General features: G+C 66.5%; 12 protein-coding genes, 1 tRNA gene and 1 pseudogene. 8 read left to right on the forward strand and 6 right to left on the reverse strand.

From position 1 onward, the window contains the following. The first annotated feature begins 26 nt into the window (after positions 1–26). The 3 genes from U5S82_16270 to U5S82_16280 are packed head-to-tail and all read left to right on the forward strand — an operon-like array spanning position 27 to position 3,139. On the forward strand, positions 27–1,283 hold the full coding sequence (locus tag U5S82_16270) for a sulfotransferase (protein MDZ7753166.1): 1,257 nt from the start codon (positions 27–29) through the stop codon (positions 1,281–1,283). Next, positions 1,267–2,427 (forward strand): glycosyltransferase, encoded by a 1,161-nt coding sequence (locus U5S82_16275; GenBank protein MDZ7753167.1) that lies wholly within the window; start codon positions 1,267–1,269, stop codon positions 2,425–2,427. The genes U5S82_16270 and U5S82_16275 overlap by 17 nt, the downstream gene beginning before the upstream one ends. Beyond that, on the forward strand, positions 2,420–3,139 hold the full coding sequence (locus U5S82_16280) for a polysaccharide deacetylase family protein (GenBank protein ID MDZ7753168.1): 720 nt from the start codon (positions 2,420–2,422) through the stop codon (positions 3,137–3,139). The genes U5S82_16275 and U5S82_16280 overlap by 8 nt, the downstream gene beginning before the upstream one ends. Before the next feature lie 7 nt (positions 3,140–3,146). On the opposite strand, the gene U5S82_16285 is transcribed toward U5S82_16280, so the two are convergent. The 6 genes from U5S82_16285 to U5S82_16310 all read right to left on the reverse strand — a co-directional run bounded on the left by U5S82_16285 (position 3,147) and on the right by U5S82_16310 (position 14,435). Beyond that, positions 3,147–4,172 (reverse strand): thioredoxin fold domain-containing protein, encoded by a 1,026-nt coding sequence (locus tag U5S82_16285; GenBank protein ID MDZ7753169.1) that lies wholly within the window; start codon positions 4,170–4,172, stop codon positions 3,147–3,149. Positions 4,173–4,303: 131 nt separating this feature from the next. After that, on the reverse strand, positions 4,304–6,421 hold the full coding sequence (locus tag U5S82_16290; protein MDZ7753170.1) for a S9 family peptidase: 2,118 nt from the start codon (positions 6,419–6,421) through the stop codon (positions 4,304–4,306). A 71-nt stretch (positions 6,422–6,492) separates the two neighbouring features. Next, on the reverse strand, positions 6,493–9,147 hold the full coding sequence (gene acnA / locus U5S82_16295) for an aconitate hydratase AcnA (GenBank protein MDZ7753171.1): 2,655 nt from the start codon (positions 9,145–9,147) through the stop codon (positions 6,493–6,495). A 210-nt stretch (positions 9,148–9,357) separates the two neighbouring features. Further along, positions 9,358–10,656: a 2-oxoglutarate dehydrogenase complex dihydrolipoyllysine-residue succinyltransferase gene (gene odhB / locus U5S82_16300; GenBank protein ID MDZ7753172.1), complete on the reverse strand. Its 1,299-nt coding sequence runs from the start codon at positions 10,654–10,656 to the stop codon at positions 9,358–9,360. A gap of 13 nt (positions 10,657–10,669) precedes the next feature. After that, positions 10,670–13,531, reverse strand: coding sequence for a 2-oxoglutarate dehydrogenase E1 component (locus U5S82_16305; GenBank protein MDZ7753173.1), 2,862 nt, complete (start codon positions 13,529–13,531; stop codon positions 10,670–10,672). A gap of 481 nt (positions 13,532–14,012) precedes the next feature. Beyond that, positions 14,013–14,435, reverse strand: coding sequence for a CBS domain-containing protein (locus tag U5S82_16310; protein ID MDZ7753174.1), 423 nt, complete (start codon positions 14,433–14,435; stop codon positions 14,013–14,015). 425 nt (positions 14,436–14,860) lie between these two features. Between U5S82_16310 and U5S82_16315 the strand changes: the two genes are divergently transcribed. The 5 genes and pseudogenes from U5S82_16315 to nuoB all read left to right on the forward strand — a co-directional run bounded on the left by U5S82_16315 (position 14,861) and on the right by nuoB (position 20,223). Beyond that, positions 14,861–15,979 (forward strand): sigma-54 dependent transcriptional regulator, encoded by a 1,119-nt coding sequence (locus U5S82_16315; GenBank protein ID MDZ7753175.1) that lies wholly within the window; start codon positions 14,861–14,863, stop codon positions 15,977–15,979. Between the two features lie 309 nt (positions 15,980–16,288). Next, positions 16,289–17,587 carry a citrate synthase gene (locus tag U5S82_16320; protein ID MDZ7753176.1) on the forward strand — a complete coding sequence of 433 codons (1,299 nt, stop codon included), beginning with the start codon at positions 16,289–16,291 and terminating at the stop codon, positions 17,585–17,587. A gap of 209 nt (positions 17,588–17,796) precedes the next feature. Beyond that, positions 17,797–17,872, forward strand: a tRNA-Thr gene (locus U5S82_16325). A gap of 508 nt (positions 17,873–18,380) precedes the next feature. Then, positions 18,381–19,571: a DNA polymerase IV gene (dinB, locus tag U5S82_16330; protein ID MDZ7753177.1), complete on the forward strand. Its 1,191-nt coding sequence runs from the start codon at positions 18,381–18,383 to the stop codon at positions 19,569–19,571. A 130-nt stretch (positions 19,572–19,701) separates the two neighbouring features. After that, positions 19,702–20,223 (forward strand): annotated as a pseudogene (nuoB, locus tag U5S82_16335) (NADH-quinone oxidoreductase subunit NuoB). Positions 20,224–20,306 lie beyond the last annotated feature (83 nt).

A 20,306-nucleotide genomic window follows, 5' to 3' on the forward strand; every position in this document is an offset into this window, starting at 1 on the left:
CCGTCGTTGACGCAACCCCTCTTCCAATGCGTGAAGCCTTCATCCTCAGCCTGCGTTTGCACGGCCGCTGGCTCCGCGAGGCCCTTGGTCCACGGGGGCGGCAGGTGGCACCCCTCACTCCTTACCGGTTGCTGGTGCTGGCTCTCCTGCTGCCGGCTTACGCCCTGCTTCAGGCGGCACACTGGCTGGGCTTCGTGGCGGATGAACTGCTTTTCCCCGGCTACCGCAATGCCCCCGTGACGGCGCCGCTGTTCATCACCGGTATCCCGCGCAGCGGCACCACCTTTGTCCACCGTGCACTGGCCGGGGACGAGGCGAGCTTCACTACCCTCCGCACCTGGGAAGCCTTGTTTGCACCCTCGGTAAGCGAGCGCCGGCTGCTCCGCGGCATCGCCCGGCTGGACGGGCTGCTGGGGCGTCCCCTGTGGCACCTGGCCGAGGCCGTCACGCGGCGCCTTACCGGCGGACTGGCCGCCATCCACGAGGTGGGCCTGGAGGCGGCGGAGGAGGACTATCTGACCCTGCTGCCGGCGGGGGGCTGCTTCATCCTGGTGCTGGCGTTCCCCGCCAGCCCTTCGCTGTGGCGCCTGGGGCGCCTGCAAGAGCTGCCGGCGCCGGAGCGGCGGGTGCTCGTCGACTTCTACCGGGCCTGCCTCCAGAAGCACCTCTATGCGGCGCCGCCGGGCCGCCGCCTGCTTTCCAAGAACGCGGCCTTCGGTTCCTGGCTCCCCGAACTGGCCACGCGCTTCCCCGACGCCCGCTTCCTGGTTTGCGTGCGCGAGCCGGTGGAGGCCCTACGCTCCCAGCTGGGGGCGTTGCGAGGCGGCCTGGCGTTATTCGGCACCCTGCCGGCGGCCGATGCCGTGGCACGTGGGCTGAAGGCCAATGTCACCCACGCCTACGTAGTGCTGCGGGACTGTGGGCAGCGGCTTCCCGCCGGGCGCCTCGCGGTGATCGACCAGGGGCGGCTGCGGGCGGCGCCCCGGGGTGAGCTGGAAGGGGCACTGGCGCGGCTGGGGGTGCCGGTGGTCCCGTCCCTGGAGGCAGCCCTGGAGGCGGCCCTGGAAGTAGCAAAGCGCCGGACGGGGGATGGTGAAGACAGGGGCCATCGTCACCCGCCGGTGACCGGCGGTGAGGACCCCGATCCGGGCCCGGTAGTCGCCCGCCTGCACCACGACCTGATCAACGGCATGGCCCCGCTGGGCCGTGAGTTCGACCATGAGTTGGACCATGAATTGGACCATGAGCCGAACAATGAGCCGAGCAATGAGCCGCGCGATTGATGACGAGCCAGACGGCTCCGCGGGCGCCTTGACGCTGCCGGCCCGCCGCGAGGCAGGTCGGCTGCGGGTGGCTATCTTTTCCGACGCCCTGCCGGAGCGCAACGGCGCCGGCGCCTACTACGAGGACCTGGCGGTGCAGCTGGGACCGAGGCTGGCGGCGCTCCGGCTCTTCCGGCCGGCGGTTAAGCGGCGCCTGCTCGGACTCGCCCTGCCGCTGCCCGGCGACTCCACCCAGAAGCTCATTACCCCCAACGTGATGCGTATCGGGCGGGAGCTCAAGGGGTTGCGGCCCCACCTCATCGTCGCGGTGACCCCGGGCCCCTTCGGCCTGCTCGGCCTCTACCATGCGCGACGCCGCGGCTGCGGCTTCCTCACCGCCTTCCACACCCATTTCGAGGGGCTGGCTGAACTCTACGGCGGCACCGTGGCGGTGCGACTGGCCCAGGGCTACCTGGAACGCGTCAATCACCTGCTATGCCGCAACAGCGACGCCGTGCTGGTGAACAACGATGCCCTGCGCGCCACCGTGGAGCGCCTGGGGGCGCGCCGGGTGGACGTCATGGGTACGCCTCTGGCCCGTGCCTTCTTGGACACTCCGCCGCTGCCGCCGCCGCCGCGCCTGCGCCAGGTGCTGTTCGCTGGCCGCCTGGCCCCGGAAAAGAACCTCTCCGAGATCCTGGAGGCCAGCCGCGCCCTGCCCGGGCTGCGTTTCGTGATGTCCGGCGACGGGCCCCTGCGCCGGGAACTGGAGAAGGCCGCCGCGCAGCTGCCCAACCTGCGGCTGACGGGGTGGCTGAGCCGCGACGCCCTGCGGGCGGAGATGGACGCCTCGAGCCTGCTGCTGCTGCCCTCCCACATGGAGACCTTCGGCACCGTCGCCCTGGAGTCCATGGCCCGGGGGCGTCCGGCACTGGTGGCGGAGAGCGCCGGCATTCACCACTGGCCCATCCTGGGCGAGGCCCTGTTTCCGCTGGCCGCGGGGGATACCGTGACCGCCGCCCTCGTGGAACTGGCGGCCCTGCCCGCGGAGGTATGGACGACCAAGGCGGCGGCGGCGCGGAAGGCCGCCGAGGCCCTCAACCAGCACACCCTCATGCAATGGCTGGACTTCGTGGAGCGCTACGGGCGGGGGCCCCGTGACTGATTCGGCGGGGCGACCGGCGGCGGTGGTCTCGGTGCACGACGTCATGCCGGAGACCCTCGGGCGGGTGGAGGCAGTGCTGGCCCTGGCCGAGGGCCTAGGGGTGCCGCCGCCTACCCTGCTGGTGGTCCCAGGGAGGCGTTGGGAGGATGACCCGCTGCGGCGGTTGGGGCGGCTCGCGGCGGCCGGTTACCCCCTGGCGGCCCACGGCTGGAGCCACCGGGTGGAGTGCTTCGGCGGCTTCTACCACCGCCTGCATGGGGCCGTGGTGTCCCGCGACGTGGCCGAGCACCTGGCCCTCGACGGTGCCGGCGTCTGCGCCCTGATGTGTCGCTCCTATGGCTGGTTCGCGGCCCATGGGTTGCCGTCTCCCACCCTCTACGTGCCCCCGGCCTGGGCGCTGGGCCCGCTGGCGGCCGCGCAGCGCCAGCGGCTGCCCTTCGCCCACATCGAAGTGGCGCGCGGCGTGGTCGAGGTGGCCTCGGGCCGCTTGCGGCCGCTGCCTCTGGCGGGCTTCGAGGCGGATACCCCCCTACGGGCCGCATTCCTGCGGTCCTGGAACCGGGCCCAAGTGGCCCTTGCCCACCGCCGGCCCCTGCGCATCGGCATCCACCCCCGCGACCTGGAGCTGCCGCTTAGCGACCAGCTCCGCGCCCTGCTGCAGCGGGACTTCCGCTTTCTGAGCTACGACGAGGCCATGGCCGTCGTGACGTGATGGCGGCTTAGGGCAGCTGTTGGGCGCGCCGCCAGCGCTGGAACAGGGGCTCCTCCAGGTAGCCCTTCTTCAGCACGTAGTCCAAAACATTGTTCAGGCGGTCGAACTGGATGACGGAATCCACGCGTATCACCTCGCTGCCGTGTTCGTCGAAGAACACCAGGGTGGGGGTGTAGAAGAGTTCGAGATCGCGTCCCCATTGGAAGGGCGTGGTGCGGTGGCCGCCGGGGGTGAGGACCGGGGTCTCGTCGTCCCACATGCTGAGCTGCACGATCTCGAAGCCCTCCAGCTTGTCCCGCACCCTGGCATCCTGTAGCGGCTCGGCGTGGAGGACGTCGCAGGCATGACAGCGGGCCTGTTCGAAGATCACCAGCAGGGGCTCGGGGGCGGCGAAGCGGGAGCGGTCCAGGGCGTACGGCGGGTCGCTGAACAGGGGGTCCGGGATGAGTTCGTCGTCCTCGATGGGCACCAGGATCTCGGCGCGGGCCAGATAGTCGCGGTAGGACATGCGTTGGTAGTGGCCGTCGGCCACGTATTCCAGGGCGGCGCGCATCTTGTAGGGCGGGTAGTAGCCCCTCAGTTTCAGGGCCTGGCTGCCGTCGGCGCCGTAGAAGATCAGCGACGGAGTGAAATGGGTGCGTTCCCGGATGGCGTATTCCTTCACCGTCAGGGTGTTGCCCTGGGGATCCGTGAGTTCCTCGTCGCCGAAGATGTTGAGGGCGATGACATCGAAGTGGCTGGTGACGTAGTGCACCAGGTCGGGCTTGGACAGATTCACCTCCTGCATGGTCTTGCAGTAGGCGCACTCGGGTTGGTGGAAATAGATGATGAGGCCCGACTTGCCCTTGTCCAGGGCCTCCTCCAGATCGTGGCCGAGTTCCAGCAGGCTCATCTTGAACCAGGGTGGTTTCTGGAGATTGAAGTCGCCGGGGCTATCGTCGAAGGAGAGCAGACCCTGGTCGGGGTCGTCGGCGCCATGGGCGGTGAGACCGCATACCAGGACCATTACGGTGATGATGAGGCGTACCGGCATGGTGGAACCTCGCTGTAGTTATCCAAGGAGGCGGCTGGCAGGCCGCAGGGTGGGCAGGCCCGGCCGTTGCTGTTGGTATGGCCCAGTATGGCCCATGGCTGCAGCATATCGGAAGCCCGCCGCCGTACCCCTCAGGCCGGCATGTTGTGGATTTCGATCTCCGGCAGGGTGTCGGCGCCACGTAGGCCGAACACCTTGAGGTAGAAGGCCAGCTCCGATTCCAGGGCGCGCTGGATGTTGGCCGCCTGGCGGAAGCCGTGCTGCTCGTCCGGGAAGGTGACGTAGGCAACCGGGGTGCCCGCCTTCTTCAGAGCCGCCACCATGCCCTCGGCCTGGGACGGTGGCACCACCTTGTCTTCGAGGCCCTGGAGGAAGATGAGGGGGACGGTGATGCGGTGAGCGGCATACAGCGGCGAGCGGGAGTGGTAGAGCTGGCGCGCGGCGGGATAGGGCCCCACCAGTTGGTCGAGGTAGCGGGACTCGAACTTGTGGGTGTCCCGGGTCAGGGTCTCCAGGTCGCTGATGCCGTAGAGGCTGGCCCCGGTCTTGAAGAAGTCCTGGAAGGTCACCGCCGCCAGCATGGTATAGCCGCCGGCGCTGCTGCCGCGGATGATGAGGCGTTCGGGATTCACCCAGCCCTTGTACACCAGGTGGCTGGCGCCGGCGATGCAGTCCTCCACGTCCACCTCCCCCCAGCCGCCGTAGAGGCGCTGGCGGTAGGCGCGGCCGTAGCCCGTGCTGCCGCGGTAGTTGACGTCGAGGATGGCGAAGCCGCGGCTGGTCCAGTACTGGTAGTCCGGGCGCAGGGTCAGGGTGGCGGCCGCGGTGGGGCCGCCGTGGATGCGTACGATGAGGGGCGGCAGTTCGCCCGCCGGGGCGCTGCAGTCGTCGTTCCGGGGAGGATAGAAGAAGCCGTGGGCCGTCTCGTCGCTGCCGGTGGGGAAGCTCACCGCCGTGGGCTCGGATATGTAGCTGGCAGGGATGTCCAGGGCACCGGCCCGGGCCACCACCTCCACGTGCCCGGACTCCGGTTCCACCCGCACCAGTTCGTCCGGCCGGTCGGGTGCCCCGCCGATGAGGCAGGCGCCATCGGTGGCGCCGGCGACACCGTGCATGTGGCGGTAGGGGACGGGGATGTCCCACAGGGTGCCGTCGCCATCGATGCGGGCCAGGAACCATTCGCCGTCCATGGTATAGATGCACACCACCTGGCCGCCGGCGGTGAAGCCATAGGTGGACTGGCCGAACACCCACTGTGGCAGCCCGAACTCGGCCGGCGCATCGAACAGGGGCTCGGCGTGGACCTCCTCCCAGCGGTAGATGTTCCACCAGCCCGTGCGGTCGGAGACGAAATGGAGCTGCCCCCGGGGTGACCAGGCGGGCTGGAAGATGGACTCGTGTTCGCCGCCGGCCACGGGCTGGGGTGGGCCGAGGGTGCCGTCCTCGTGGATGCCGGCCAACCACAGTTGGGAGCCGTCCCACGGCATGCGGGGATGTTCCCAGCTTATCCACGCCAGGCGGCGGGCGTCGGGGCTGAGGCGCGGCGAGGCCACGAAGTCGTGGCCCGCCACCAGCACCTTGCCGGCATCTTCGCCCCCCCAGACCACGGCCACCAGGGTGTTGACGGGTTCGCCGTCGCCGCCGTGGTCCTCCCGCACGCAGATGAGGCGCCGGCGGGGGGCGTCCACCACCAGGTCGGCATAGTGCCACGGGCCCTCGGGTGTGAGGGGCCGGGGGGCGGCATCCGGCGCCTGGCAGTAGAGGCGGCCGTCGGCGTCGTTGGAGAAGAATACGATGCCCCGGTAGACGGCGAAGGCGCCGCCGCCGTACTCGTGGACGCGGCTGCGAACGCTGAAGCCGGCAGGCGTTACATCCCGCCTGTTGCCCGCGGGATCCCGCGTGACCACTACATTGCGCCCGCCTTCGGCGGGCCGGGATTCGAGCCAATAGGGCGTGTCCCCGTCCACTGACGGTGACCCGATGCCGATGGTCTCGGCCACGATGCTGGCGGCGGTGATGGGAGACGGCCAGGTGCCGTAGGGCCGCGCCCCGGTCCCGGATCCCGGTGGTGTCGAGCCGTTCGCTTTCAATGGAACGGTGGACTGGCTGGTGACGTCATGGTTGATGGAAACGGCCCCGTAGTGGCGTTCCCACGCCCGACCCCCCGGTTCCCCGGGGGTGGCCTCCCTGCTTGTAGTCGAAAAGTGCCGGGCCTGACGGGGCCGGACTACGGCCCTCCAGGCTGTCATGGCGCGGCTATTGTCCCCGGGTCTTCGCCCGGCTGATACCAATAGTCTAACACTCCGCCTCTTTTTCCGGATCAGGCGGCGAGCTGGCGCAGCACGTAGTGCAGGATCCCACCATGATGGTAGTAATCCCACTCCTTGGGGGTGTCGATGCGCACCCTGGCATTGAAGGTGAGTTCCCGGCCATCCGTGGCGACGGCGGTCACCTTGATCTCGCGGGCGCCGGGTTCCAGTCCGTCCACGGTGTAGGTCTCGCTGCCGTCGAGGCCGACTTCTGCGGCACTCTGCCCCGGCAGAAACTCCAGGGGCAGCACCCCCATGCCCACCAGGTTCGAGCGGTGGATGCGCTCGTAGCTTTCGGCGATCACCGCTCGTATCCCCAGCAGCCGGGTGCCCTTGGCCGCCCAGTCCCGGGACGACCCGGTGCCGTACTCCTTGCCGGCGATCACCAGCAGGGGTACGCCCTCACTCTGGTAGCGCATGGCGGCGTCGTAGATGGTCATCTCGTCGCCGGAGGGTTGATGGCGGGTCCAGCCTCCCTCGGTGCCGGGGGCGAGGCGGTTGCGCAGGCGGATGTTGGCGAAGGTGCCGCGCATCATCACCTCATGATTGCCCCGCCGCGAGCCATAGGAGTTGAAATCCCGCGGCGCCACGCCGTGGGCCTGGAGATACTCGCCGGCCGGGCTGTCGGCCTTGATGGCGCCGGCCGGGGAGATGTGGTCGGTGGTGATGGAATCCCCCAGCAGGGCCAGCACCCGCGCCCCGGCCACGGGGGCGATGGGTGGCGGCTCCATGGTCATGCCCTCGAAGTGGGGCGGGTTGCGCACGTAGGTGGAATCGTCGTTCCAATCGTAACGGTCGGAATCCGGGGTCTCGATGGCATTCCAGCGGGAATCGCCGGCGAACACCTCGGCGTAGCTGGTGCGGAACATGGCGGAATTCATGGCCGCCGCCATGGTGTCCTGGATCACCGCCTGGCTCGGCCACAGGTCCCGCAGATGCACAGGCTGGCCCTCGGTGTCGTGGCCGATGGGGTCGCGGTCGAGGTCCGTGTCGACGGTGCCGGCCAGGGCATAGGCCACCACCAGGGGCGGCGAGGCCAGGAAATTCATCTTCACCTCCGGGTGCACCCGGCCCTCGAAGTTGCGGTTGCCCGACAGCACCGAGGCCACCGCCAGGTCTCCTGCCGCGATGGCGCCGGACACCGCCGCGGGCAGGGGCCCCGAGTTGCCGATGCAGGTGGTGCAGCCGTAGCCCACCACATGGAAACCGAGGGCCTCCAGGTCCTCCAGCAGGCCGGCCTTTTTAAGGTATTCGGTGACCACCAGGGAGCCGGGGGCGAGGCTCGTCTTGACCCACGGCGGCACCGTCAGGCCCCGCTCCCGGGCCTTGCGGGCCAGCAGGCCGGCCCCCAGCATCACCGAGGGGTTGGAGGTGTTGGTGCAGCTGGTGATGGCGGCGATGACCACCGCGCCGTCCCGCAGCTCGCCATTGCCCTTGAGGGGGGCGCTGCCGGGGCCCTCGCGCCCCGCGGTGAGTTCCGTACGGGCCGTCTCGAAGGTTTGCTTCATATCGCCCAGGGCCACCCGGTCCTGGGGCCGGCGCGGGCCGGCCAGGGAAGGCACCACGGTCCCCATGTCCAGTTCCAGCAGGTCGCTGTAGCGGGGCTCCGGCGCGCCGGTGGTGCGGAACATGCCCTGGGCGCGGGCGTAGGCCTCGATGAGGGCGACGTGGGACTCGTCGCGGCCGGTGAGGCGCAGAAAATGCAAGGTCTCGGCATCGATGGGGAAGATACCGCAAGTGGCGCCGTACTCCGGGGCCATGTTGGCGATGGTCGCGCGGTCCGCCAGGGGCAGGTGGTCCAGGCCGTCGCCGAAGAATTCCACGAACTTGCCCACCACGCCGTGGGCCCTGAGCATCTGCACCACCGTGAGCACCAGATCGGTGGCGGTGGCGCCCTCCGGCAGGCGCCCCGTGAGGCGGAAGCCCACCACCTGGGGGATGAGCATGGTGATGGGCTGGCCCAGCATGGCGGCCTCGGCCTCGATGCCGCCCACCCCCCAGCCCAGCACCCCCACGGCGTTGATCATGGTGGTGTGGGAATCGGTGCCCACCACCGTGTCCATGTAGGCGCGGTGGCCGCCGTCGCTGGCATCGTCGAACACCACCCGCGCCAGGTGCTCCAGGTTCACCTGGTGGACGATGCCGGTGTCCGGCGGCACCACGCGGAAGTTATGGAAGGCCTTCTGGCCCCAGCGCAGGAAGGCGTAGCGCTCGCCGTTGCGTTCGAACTCCCGGGTGGCGTTGTCTTCGGCGGCGGTGGCGGAGCCGAAGCTGTCCACCATCACCGAGTGGTCGATGACCAGTTCCGCCGGGGACAGGGGGTTGATGCGGGCGGGGTCGCCCCCGAGACGCTGCACGGCGTCCCGCATGGCCGCCAGGTCCACCACCGCCGGCACGCCGGTGAAGTCCTGCATGATCACCCGCGAGGGGGTGAAGGCGATCTCGCTGGCGGGCTCCGCCGCCGGGTCCCAGGCGGCTACGGCCTCGATGTCGGCGGCCCGCACACTTACTCCGTCTTCGTGGCGCAGCAGGTTTTCCAGCAGCACCTTGAGGGAGAAGGGCAGGGTGGCCACGTCGAAGCGCCCGTCCAGGGCCGGGATGCTCCATATCTCGTAATCGGTATCGCCCACGGGAAGGGTGGTGCGGCTATGGAAGGTGTCGGTCATGGTGGTTCCAGCGGTGGGTTTATGGATGGCCGCCTCCCCGCGGCTGTGGGAAGGGCGCGCGGAGTATTTGGCTAAGTGGACCGATTCTCCTCTGGATCCCCCCGCGATTTCCAGCCGCGGAGTGGTGGCGCCGCAGCCGAATAAGGGTGTCAGGAACCCTTTCCAGGCTAAGGGAAAGGCTCCTGACACCTTATTTTGTGGGTCGCGGGCCTACAGTTCCAGCAGCAAGCGGACTGGGTCTTCCAGGGCCTCCTTGATGGCCACCAGGAACTGCACCGCCTCGCGGCCGTCGATGAGACGGTGGTCGTAGGACAGGGCGAGGTACATCATGGGCCGGATCACCACCTCGCCGTCCCGGGCCACGGGGCGGTCCTGGATCTTGTGCATGCCGAGAATGGCGGTCTGGGGCGGATTGACGATGGGGGTGGACAGCAGGGAGCCGAACACCCCGCCGTTGGTGATGGTGAAGGTGCCCCCCATGAGATCCTCGGGGGCCAGCTTGCCGTCCCCGGCGCGGTCGGCGAAGGCGTTGATGGCCTGCTCGATGGCGGCGAAGGATAGGGTCTCTACGTTGCGCAGGATGGGCACCACGAGGCCCCGCTCGGAGCCGATGGCGATGCCGATGTCGCAGTAGTCGTGATAGACGATGTCGCCACCGTCCAGGTAGGCGTTCACCTTGGGGAAGCGGGTGAGGGCGGACACCGCCGCCTTGGCGAAGAAGGACATGAAGCCCAGGCGGACGCCGTGGCGTGCCTCGAAGGACTCCTGGTGGCGGGCGCGCAGGGCCTTCACCGGGGCCATGTCCACCTCGTTGAAGGTGGTGAGGAGGGCGGCCGTCTGCTGGGCCTCCACCAAGCGCTCGGCCACCCGCGCCCGCAGCCTGGAGACGGGCTCTCGGCGCTCGCCGCGGCTGCCCACACCTGGGGAGGGCGGTACAACGGCCCGAGGCTCAGGGGACGCCGGCTCTGCCGGGGGGGGCTGCCCTTCGGCCATCTCGGCCTCGCGGCGGGCCACCAGGTCGAGGACGTCGGACTTGAGGATCCGGCCGTCCTTGCCGGAGCCGTCCACGTCCAGGGGCGTGAGGCCGTGCTCCGCCAGCAGCCGCCGCACCGACGGGCTCACGGGCGGTTCGCTGGCCACGCCTTCGCGCCTGGCCTCATCCAGGCTCATGACCTGGGGCGGGGCGGCATCGGTCTCCTTCTCCCGTAGCGGGGCCTCTTTGCCCCGGGCTATGGGCCGCTCCTTGTCCTGGGGGCGCGTGGCGGATGCTCCGTCGCTGTCCAGCACCGCCAGCACCTCCTCGCTGCCCACCACGTCGCCCTCAGCGTGTTTGATCTCCTTGAGGACTCCATCCCCGGGGGCGGTCACCTCCAGCACCACCTTGTCGGTCTCCAGCTCGATCAGCAGGTCGCCTTGCTGCACGGTGTCCCCCGGCTGTTTCTGCCAGGCCATCAGGGTGGCCTCGGATACCGATTCGGCGAAGGTCGGGACCTTTATTTCTGTCAACACGAGTGGGGTTCCTTCAATTGGGTGAGGAGGTCTGTCGATCGGAAGAGGTGGAGCCCTCGTACGGGGCCTGCTGGCTGTCGTCCCTGGCGCCGCGCTCGATGCCGGAGAAGTCCAGAGCCTTGGCCACCAGTTGCTGCTGCTGCTGGAGGTGGATGTGGTAATAACCCACCGCCGGCGAGGCGGAGGGTGGCCGGGTGGTGCAGTCGAGGCCCTGGTCGGGGGAGAGGAACACCTTGAGGTTGGGGTACATGTAGAACCACGCCCCCTGGTTCCAGGGCTCCTCCTGGACCCAGCGCACATGAACGGCGTTGGGGTAGCGGTCCAGCATCTCCACCACGGCCTCCTCGGGGAAGGGGTAGAGCTGCTCGATGCGCACCACCACGGTGTCCTTCAGGTCCTGTTCGCGGCGTGCCGTCAGGAGGTCGAAATAGACCTTGCCGGAGCACAACAGGATATGGCGCACGGCCTCGGGCGGCAGTTGATCCACCTCGTCGATGATCGGCCTGAAGCCGCGTTCCGCGAGGTCGTCGAGGCTGGACACCGACAGCTTGTGACGCAGCAGGCTCTTGGGAGACATGACGATGAGGGGGCGCCGGGAATGGCGCAGCATCTGCCGGCGCAGCATGTGGAACATCTGGGCGGGCACGCTGGGATAGCACACCTGCAGGTTGTTCTCGGCGCACAGTTGCAGGTAGCGTTCGAGGCGTGCCGAGGAGTGCTCGGGCCCCTGGCCGTCGTAGCCGTGGGGCAGTAACATCACCAGCCCGCTGTAGCGCCTCCACTTGACCTCGGAGGAGCTGATGAACTGGTCGATGACCACCTGGGCGTTGTTGGCGAAATCGCCGAACTGGGCCTCCCAGATCACCAGGGTCTCGGGATCCGCGGCACTGTAGCCCACCTCGAAGCCGAGGACCGCGGCCTCCGAGAGCAGGGAGTCGATGACCAGGAACTGGGGCTGCTTCTCGGCCAGGTGGCGCAGGGGCAGGTAGCGCTCGTTGGTCTCCTGGTGGTGGAGCACGGCGTGGCGGTGGAAGAAGGTGCCGCGACTGCTGTCCTGGCCCGACAGGCGGACGGGAAAGCCGTTCTCCAGCAGGGTCGCGTAGGCCAGCATTTCCACCGCCCCCCAGTCCAGGGCCCGCTCTCCCTGGGCCATCGCGCGACGTGCCGACAATACCTTCTGTACCGCCGGATGGACCTTGAAGCCTTCGGGGATGACGGTGATCTCCGTGAGCAGGCGGCCCAGGTCGCGGCGGGATACCGTGGTGTCCACCTCCTCGTTCCATGGCCCACTCACATAGCGGTTCCAGTCCACCGCGTAGGTGGTGCGGTAATCGTTGAGGATGGGGCGGGACAGCACCTTGCCCGACTCCACCCGGGCGGTGAATTCCTCCGTCATGCGCTGAAAGGCCGCCTCATCCACCACCCCCTCCGCCATCAGCCGGTCCCGATAGATGTCCCGCACCTTGGGGTGCTTGCGGATGGCGCGGTACATGAGGGGCTGGGTGACCGAGGGCTCGTCCGCCTCGCTGTGGCCGTGGCGGCGGTAGCACACCAGATCGATGACCACATCCTTGTTGAAGGCCATGCGGTAGGCCAGGGCGATGCGGGTGATGCGCACCACGGCATCGGGGTCGTCGCCATTCACATGGAAGATGGGGGCCTGGATCATCTTGGCCACGTCGGTGCAGTAGAAGGTGGAACGGGAGTCCAGGGCCTCGCTGGTGGTGAAGCCGATCTGGTTGTTGATGACGATATGCACCGTACCGCCGGTGGAATAACCCCGGGTCTGGGACAGGTTCAGGGTTTCCATCACCACCCCCTGTCCCGACAGGGCCGCGTCACCGTGTATGAGCACCGGGAGCACCTGGTTGCGCTTATGGTCGCCGCGGCGTTGCTGGCGGGCGCGCACGGAGCCCTCCACCACCGGATTGATGATCTCCAGATGTGAGGGGTTGAAGGCCAGGGCGAGATGCATGGGGCCTCCCGGGGTGTCGACGTCGGAGGAGAAGCCCTTGTGGTATTTCACGTCGCCGGAATGGCTGGCCTCATCGAACTGGCCCTCGAACTCCTGGAACAGGTCCCGTGGACTCTTGCCGAGGATGTTGACCAGCACGTTGAGACGCCCGCGATGGGCCATGCCGAGGATGGCCTCCCTGATGCCCTGGGCCCCGGCGTCCTCGATGAGCCCGTCGAGCAGGGGAACGAGGCTCTCGCCGCCCTCCAGGGAGAAGCGCTTCTGACCCACGTACTTGGTATGCAGGTACTCCTCGATGCCGGTGGCGGCCACCAGGCGTTCGAGGACGTGGCGCCGCATGGGTGACGGCGGGATGAACTGTCCGCCCTCCAGATGCTGCTGGATCCAGCGCTTCTGGGTGGTATCGGTGAGATGCATGTATTCCGCACCCACCGTCTCGCAGTACACCGCCTTCAGGTGTTCGAGTACGGCCGCCAGGGGTTGGCCGGGCTCCATCACCAGGGAACCGGTGTCGTACACCCGCTCCAGGTCGGACTGATCCAGCCGGTGGTAGGCCAGGTCCAGGTCCGGCGCCGGCGGGCGTTCGGCGATGCCCAGCGGGTCCAGGCGGGCGCGCCGGTGGCCGCTGAAACGGTAGGCGTTGATGAGTTGCAGCACGGCGATCTGCCGTTTGCGAGAGGGCAGGGACTTCGTGCCTGACGGTGCCTTGGGAACGGCCGGAGGTGTCGCGGGTCCGGTGGCGGCGGGCTTCGAGGCAGGGCCCGGGTGCGGCTTATCCTCCAGAGCAGCGAAATAGCTGCGCCAGGATGCGCTTACCGAGGTGGGATCATCGAGGTATGCCTCGTACTGTGCCTCCAGCAGTTCGGCGCTTCGGCTGTTGGTGAGCAAGTCGTGGTTCATGAACACATGGTCGAATGGGTTGGATGAACAGGATTGAGGCAATGCTATTCAACCCGTCGTGGATCAAATCGGCCTCGGCCGTTCGGCAGATGTCCTTACCGGCTCTGCCAAATCAATCGATCCCATGATAAATCACTCCCATGATCGCGGCGGCGGCCCTTCCATGGGCCGTCCTGGAGATGACGAATTCCTGGCATCTCGTTGATGTCTTGACTATAGAACTTTACAAACCCGCTGGCCATGGCAGCCAGCGACATCTACGCTAACTCTCATGGCGATACGCGCCGCCCAAGATGATGACAGAGGAGCGCGTATCGCCATGTTCGTTCCCTCACCCCATCCCTGTACTCCGGGCATCCTGCCCTTCGCCCTGCGGGCCGCGCCGAGGCGCGTTCAAATCCGTTCCCGACGGATTTGTCCCAGAGGGAGAGGGGGAGTTCGTGCTTCGCGACTTTCACGTTAAAAGAAGGGGCGAGGATCTTCAGCGGGGAGGCTTGGACACCTGTTGCAGGATCTCACCGCCGAGTCCATCGTCACCCGCACGCAGCGCCAGATCCCCGAGGGAGACGATGCCCACACAGCGGTCATCGTGGTCCACCACCAGCAATCGTCTGACCTGGCTTTCCTCCATGATCTCCGCTGCCTCGGCGATGTCGTCATTCTCCCGCGCGAACACCACGCCCGGGCTGTAGATGCGGGATACGGGGGTGTCATCGGGCGCGGCTCCGGTGGCGGTGCCGCGGATGGTGATGTCTCGATCCGTGATCATCCCCACCACCTCGTCTCGTTCGCTGACCGGCAGGACGCCGACGTCGAGTTCGCGCATCATGGTGGCGGCCTGACGCAGCGAGGCCGTGCTGTCGATGGTCTTGAGGCTACGGGTGATGACGTCTCGTACGTGCATGATTCCACCTCCGTCGGTCTGAGGGCGCATTACCCCGAAGGAAAGGCATCTGCCAACTGAATTGAGTCCATTACCGTGGCAGGTCTAATGCATGAAGCGGACCAGCACGCCATGCTTGTCATGGGACGCCAGTGTTCTCGCCCGCGGGTCTTTTGCCCCGGGCCGCGGTTTCTTTGCCCCGTAAATAGTGATAACGGTGTTCCCGGGCGAGTCGGCCCGCGCCCGGGACCCTTCATGCCTCCTCATTCTGGCCGGTCCGATATGCGGGGATCCCTGAGCACCCGGGTAACGGCCGCAATCGAGCCATGGCCGCATTAACAAACGACAATGTAAAGGCCCTCATGCCCACCTTAAGGTTACGTGTGTGCGGGGCGTTCTCCTATTCCAGGGAGAGGGTCCCATGGATGATCCATGGAGGCGTGACCATGACCGATTCCTTGCTCTTCATCGAAGACCGGGCGCCCCTGGGCAAAGAGCCCTCCCACCGCACCGCCAGAACCCAGCGTAGCCTGCGCCTGCACAAAGACGCCGGCGCTCCGCGCTATGGCGTCGCAGCCTTCGCAGGGCGCAGTACCGCTGCCCGGCGTATTCGTGACCTGCTCCGGCGACTGGCGGGCGTGCCCATGAGCGCCCTGGTGATTAACGGCGAGACGGGCACGGGTAAGGGATTGGTGGCGCGCATCCTCCACCACTCGGGCCCGCGCGCCGACCGGCCCCTGGTGGAGGTGAACTGTGCCGCGCTGCCGCGGGAACTGCTGGAATCGGAATTGTTCGGTCATGAGGCCGGCGCCTTCACGGGGGCCAGCCGCCGTCATGTAGGTTATCTGGAGCAGGCCGATGGGGGCACCCTTTTTCTCGATGAGATAGGCGAGATGGACCTCGACCTCCAGGCCAAGCTGTTGACTGCCATCGAGGATCAGGTTCTGAGGCGGGTCGGTGGCGAGAAGCCGGTGACCGTGGACGTGCAGGTGCTGGCCACCAGCAACCGTGGCCTGGAGCAACAGGTGAGGGATGGGACCTTCAGAAGCGATTTGTTCCATCGCCTGAGCGTCTTCACTCTGGATCTCCCGCCTTTGCGCGACCGTCTGGAGGATCTGGAGGATCTGGTGCCCTTGCTCATGGCGGACGTTAACGCGGCCACGGGGCATGGGGTCGAGCGTGTCTCTGACCGCGTCTACGATATCCTGGCGGCTTACGATTGGCCGGGCAACATCCGTGAGCTGCGCAACGTGGTGGAGCGTGGGGTGCTGCTGGCGGAGGGCCCCGAACTCACGGATGAGTGGTTGCAATTGGGCCGCGAGGTGCGAGGTGATGGCGGTGGGGCTCCGCGAACCGATGGTTCGCGGGTGGTCATCCCCGTCGACGGCTCCATGACCCTGGACGAGATGGACAGCTATATCATCCAGACTGCCCTGGACCGCAAGGGATACAATGTCACCGCAGCGGCTCGGGCATTGGGTACCACCCGGGAGACCTTGCGTTACCGCATCGACAAGTACGGTCTCAGGGTGGAGCAGGGTGTCTTCGCCCCGGACGGCGTGTGACTCGACGTCAGGAAGTGTAGGCGCGCCCTTGGGCGCGAACGGCCCGCGCACCTTGTTCCGGCCACCGGTGTTCGCGCCTGAGAGAACTCCGACAGGCCGGTGCTGTCCCCGTGCAGGCGGGCGCGTCGAAGGAAGATGCACCGGAAAACCGGCCCTGGCGGCGGCGTACTCCAGGCTTCCAAAGCCATCCATCGAACCGGATATTCCCTGTGGCAGCCACCTGCTTTATTGTGCGCCGATGTCTGATGTCGTGTAGACGAACGGCTGGTGGTAACCAGCGCTCATCCCAACCCGAGTCGAGGAACTGTCATGAGTAACGACACGGTAACGATTACCGACCACCGCACCGGCGAAAGCATCGATTGCCCCATCCTCGAGGGTACCCACGGGCCGGCGGTGGTGGACATCGCCAAACTTCAGAAGAAGCTCAACCTCTTCACCCACGATCCGGGTTTCGTCAACACGTCCAGTTGCGCCAGCAACATCACCTTCATCGACGGAGAAGAGGGGATCCTGCTCTATCGCGGCTATCCCATCGCCCAGTTGGCGGAGCATAGCAATTTCATCGAGGTGTCCTACCTGCTGATGTACGGTGAGTTGCCGACGGCGGCGCAGCTCCAGGGCTTCCGGGACAGTATCTGCCATCACACCCTGCTCCACGAGGAGTTGCTGCGCTTCTATCGTGGCTACCGTTACGATGCCCATCCCATGGCCATCCTCGTGGGTATCGTGGGGGCGCTCTCCGGTTATTACCATGAGGATCTCGATATCGACGACCCGGCGCATCGCGAGATGGCCGCCCACCGGCTCATCGCCAAGATGCCCACCATCGCCGCCAATTCGCTCAAGTATGGCCAGGGGCATCCCTTCAACTACCCGGATAACACCCTCGACTACGTCGAGAATTTTCTCATGATGATGTTCGCCGTGCCCACGGAGGCCTACAAGGTGAACCCCATCTCCGCCCGCGCCATGGAACTCATGCTGATCCTCCATGCCGACCATGAACAGAACGCCAGCACCTCCACGGTGCGCCTGGCGGGTAGCTCGGGTGCCAACCCCTTCGCCTGTGTGGCTGGGGGCATCGCCACCTTATGGGGGCCGGCCCACGGCGGGGCCAACGAGGCGGTGATCCGCATGCTTCACGATATCAAGAACCCCAGTGACATCCCCAAGTACATCGAGCGTGCCAAGGATAAGAACGACCCCTTCCGCCTCATGGGTTTCGGCCACCGCGTCTACAAGAACTATGACCCCCGCGCGACCATCATCCGCCAGGCCTGCCATGATCTGCTGGACGAGATGGCTGCCCACAACCTGCCCCTGTTCGAGGTGGCCCTGAAGCTGGAGGAGATCGCCCTCAAGGACGACTACTTCATCGAGCGCAAGCTCTACCCCAACGTGGATTTCTATTCCGGCATCATCCTCACGGCCCTCGGCGTTCCCCTCAACATGTTCACCGTCATCTTCGCCGTGGCCCGCTCCGTGGGGTGGATCTCCCACTGGATGGAGATGATGGGCGGCGACGACCAGCGCATCGGCCGTCCCCGCCAGCTCTACCAGGGCGCCGCCCGCCGCGACTTCGTGCCTATCGACATCCGCAGTTAATGTGAAAGACGTGCCGCAGGCACACAGCGGCCCCCTCTCCCTCTGGGAGAGGGATGGGGTGAGGGAACGAACATGGCGATACGCGCTCCTCTTTCATCATCTTGGGCGGCGCGTATCGCCATGAGAGTTAACCCCACCCCTGCCGCCAGCACGGATGGCGTGGAGGATTCCCCAAAAGCGCCCCGACCCGCTATAATCGGCCCCACACCGCCGGTGTAGCTCAGTCGGTAGAGCAACTGATTCGTAATCAGTAGGTCGGGCGTTCGATTCGTCTCACCGGCACCATAAAAATCAGACAGTTACGAGATTAACCCGATACTTTTATCAAGAATTATCTACCCGATTATCTACTAACGCTCCGGCAATGGGTTCGACAGAAAGGCCGGAGTCGCCTGGGTTGATAAGAAGTACGCCGCGCCGCCCTTCCGTCGGCAGTTCCTCGAGGCAGAGGCCGGAGCCTGGCATGGGGTTGTGGGGTCGGGAGTTCGAATCTCCCCGCTCTGACCAATAAAAACAAGCACTTAGACGTTAGTCTCGGTGCTTTTTTTATGTCCGATAGGAAATAGGTACCAAAAGAATCGCCACTAAGAAAACGCCTCGCACTAGCCGAGGGGCGGCAGCACGCTACGATGCAGAGGGCCGGCAGGCGCCGGTACGGACGTCATGGCTGCGACTGTGGCCAAGCTGCGGGCCAAGCCGCTCCTGTTCGCCATTTATGCGGGTTTGGACAGCCGTCAACAGGCGCTGCTTAACTGAGGGCGTTGAAGCGGGAAGTCGGCTGAAAGAGGCTCGATTGGAATCTGATCTGATCTTTCCGGACCGTTGCATTGCCCATCTGGATATGGATGCCTTCTACGCGTCCGTGGAGTTGCTGCGCTACCCACAGCTACGCGGCCAGCCGCTCGTGATCGGCGGGCGTCGCGCAGAGCCGCCGGTCAAGGGGAAGGACGGTACCTGGCAGTTTGTCCGCCTGGGCGGCTACCGGGGCCGCGGCGTGGTGACCACCGCGACCTACGAGGCGCGTGCGCTGGGGGTGCATTCCGGCATGGGGCTGATGACCGCCGCCCGCCTCGCGCCGCACGCGTTTCTGCTGCCGGCCGATTTCACCGCCTATCGCGACTACTCGGCGCGCTTCAAGGCCGCGGTCGCAGCCCTCGCGCCGCAGATCGAGGATCGGGGGATCGACGAGATCTACATCGATCTGGCCACGCATCGGTTGGATCCGGGGTTGGATCCGGCCGGTATCGCCCGAAGGCTCAAGGAAGCAGTACGCACCGCGACAGGATTGTCCTGCTCCATCGGGGTCGCCCCGAACAAACTGCTGGCGAAGATCGCCTCGGAGTTCGACAAGCCGGACGGCCTCACGCTGGTAGGTCCGGAGGATCTGACCACACGGATCTGGCCACTGAACGCAGACAAGATCAATGGTATCGGGCCGAAATCCGCGAAACGGCTGGAGACCTTGGGCATCCATACCATTGGCGATCTCGCCCAAACCGATCTCGGACTGCTCCAGACCCACTTCGGGCGCAATTACGCGGCCTGGCTGCACGCGGCCGCCCACGGGCGGGACGATCGGCCGGTGGTCACGGAAATCGAACGCAAGTCAGTCAGCCGGGAAACGACCTTCGAGCACGACCTCCATCCGCAGCACAACCGAGCGCAGCTCACGGGGATCCTCACCGCCCTCTGCGAACAGGTGGCGGCCGATCTCAGGGCCCTGGACGTACGTGGAACGACCGTGGGTATCAAGCTGCGTTACGCGGACTTCCGTACCCTGACCCGCGACCTTACGCTGCGCAAGCCCCTCGACGATCCCGCGGGCCTGCTGGCCGCGAGCCGGGAGTGCCTGCGCCGGGCGCCATTGGACCAACCCTTGCGACTGCTGGGCGTACGCGTGAGCGCGTTGGTGTCGAGGGAGGACGCGGCCCGGGATCCAGCGTCCGGGGCACAGGGCGAACTGGCCTTTGAAGAACGAACCTGATGGCGTTTTTGTGGCAGAAGACCCAAGGGGCAAAGCGCCGCCGATTGAAGTCAGTTTGAGGTCTACACCCTGCCGATTTCCCGCTTTGCAACAAGTCCTTCAACTGTTCCTATTCGGATCGCGATCTGTAATGCGCAAACTGTTGTTGAAAACGCTGCTTCGCTCGCTGATCACCAAGCCGGCACCGGTTGCCGATGACGCCGAGCTGGTCTAGCTCACCAGGGCCCTGGACCTGGAGAGTACCACGCGCCGACGCACCGGCCGCAGCCTGGTGATCCGCATGGTGGATGCAGGAGCGTGCAACGGCTGCGAACTGGAGATCCAGGCCTTGAGCAACGCCTGGTACGACCTCGAGCGCTTTGGTCTGCACTTTGTCGCATCGCCGCGTCACGCCGATGTGCTGCTGGTCACCGGCCCGGTGACCCACAATATGCGCGAGGCGCTTGAACGGACCTGGAACGCAATGCCGGCACCAAAATGGGTGGTGGCTGCCGGAGATTGCGCGCGCGACGGCGGCTGCTTCGCCGCCAGCTACGCTGTGGTCGGCGGGGTAGACAAAGTGATCCCGATGGACCTGCACATCCCCGGTTACCCGCCGGCGCCGGTCGCGCTGCTCAAGGGCCTGCTGGCACTGCTCGAAGAAAACGCCTGATCGAATACCGCTCACGCACGACTACCGTTTACACGCGGGTGCAGGTTGGTGTGGTCTGGCGAATTAGCCAAGTGCTAAAACCG

The organism is Gammaproteobacteria bacterium (genome assembly GCA_034522055.1).
Lineage (GTDB): Bacteria > Pseudomonadota > Gammaproteobacteria > JAABTG01 > JAABTG01 > JAABTG01.

Coding starts and splice junctions, on each gene's coding strand:
- U5S82_16270 (MDZ7753166.1), top strand. CDS start 27: ATGCGTGAAGCCTTCATCCTCAGCCTGCGTTTGCACGGCCGCTGGCTC.
- U5S82_16275 (MDZ7753167.1), top strand. CDS start 1,267: ATGAGCCGCGCGATTGATGACGAGCCAGACGGCTCCGCGGGCGCCTTG.
- U5S82_16285 (MDZ7753169.1), bottom strand. CDS start 4,172: ATGCCGGTACGCCTCATCATCACCGTAATGGTCCTGGTATGCGGTCTC.
- U5S82_16290 (MDZ7753170.1), bottom strand. CDS start 6,421: ATGACAGCCTGGAGGGCCGTAGTCCGGCCCCGTCAGGCCCGGCACTTT.
- acnA (MDZ7753171.1), bottom strand. CDS start 9,147: ATGACCGACACCTTCCATAGCCGCACCACCCTTCCCGTGGGCGATACC.
- U5S82_16305 (MDZ7753173.1), bottom strand. CDS start 13,531: ATGAACCACGACTTGCTCACCAACAGCCGAAGCGCCGAACTGCTGGAG.
- U5S82_16310 (MDZ7753174.1), bottom strand. CDS start 14,435: ATGCACGTACGAGACGTCATCACCCGTAGCCTCAAGACCATCGACAGC.
- U5S82_16315 (MDZ7753175.1), top strand. CDS start 14,861: ATGACCGATTCCTTGCTCTTCATCGAAGACCGGGCGCCCCTGGGCAAA.
- U5S82_16320 (MDZ7753176.1), top strand. CDS start 16,289: ATGAGTAACGACACGGTAACGATTACCGACCACCGCACCGGCGAAAGC.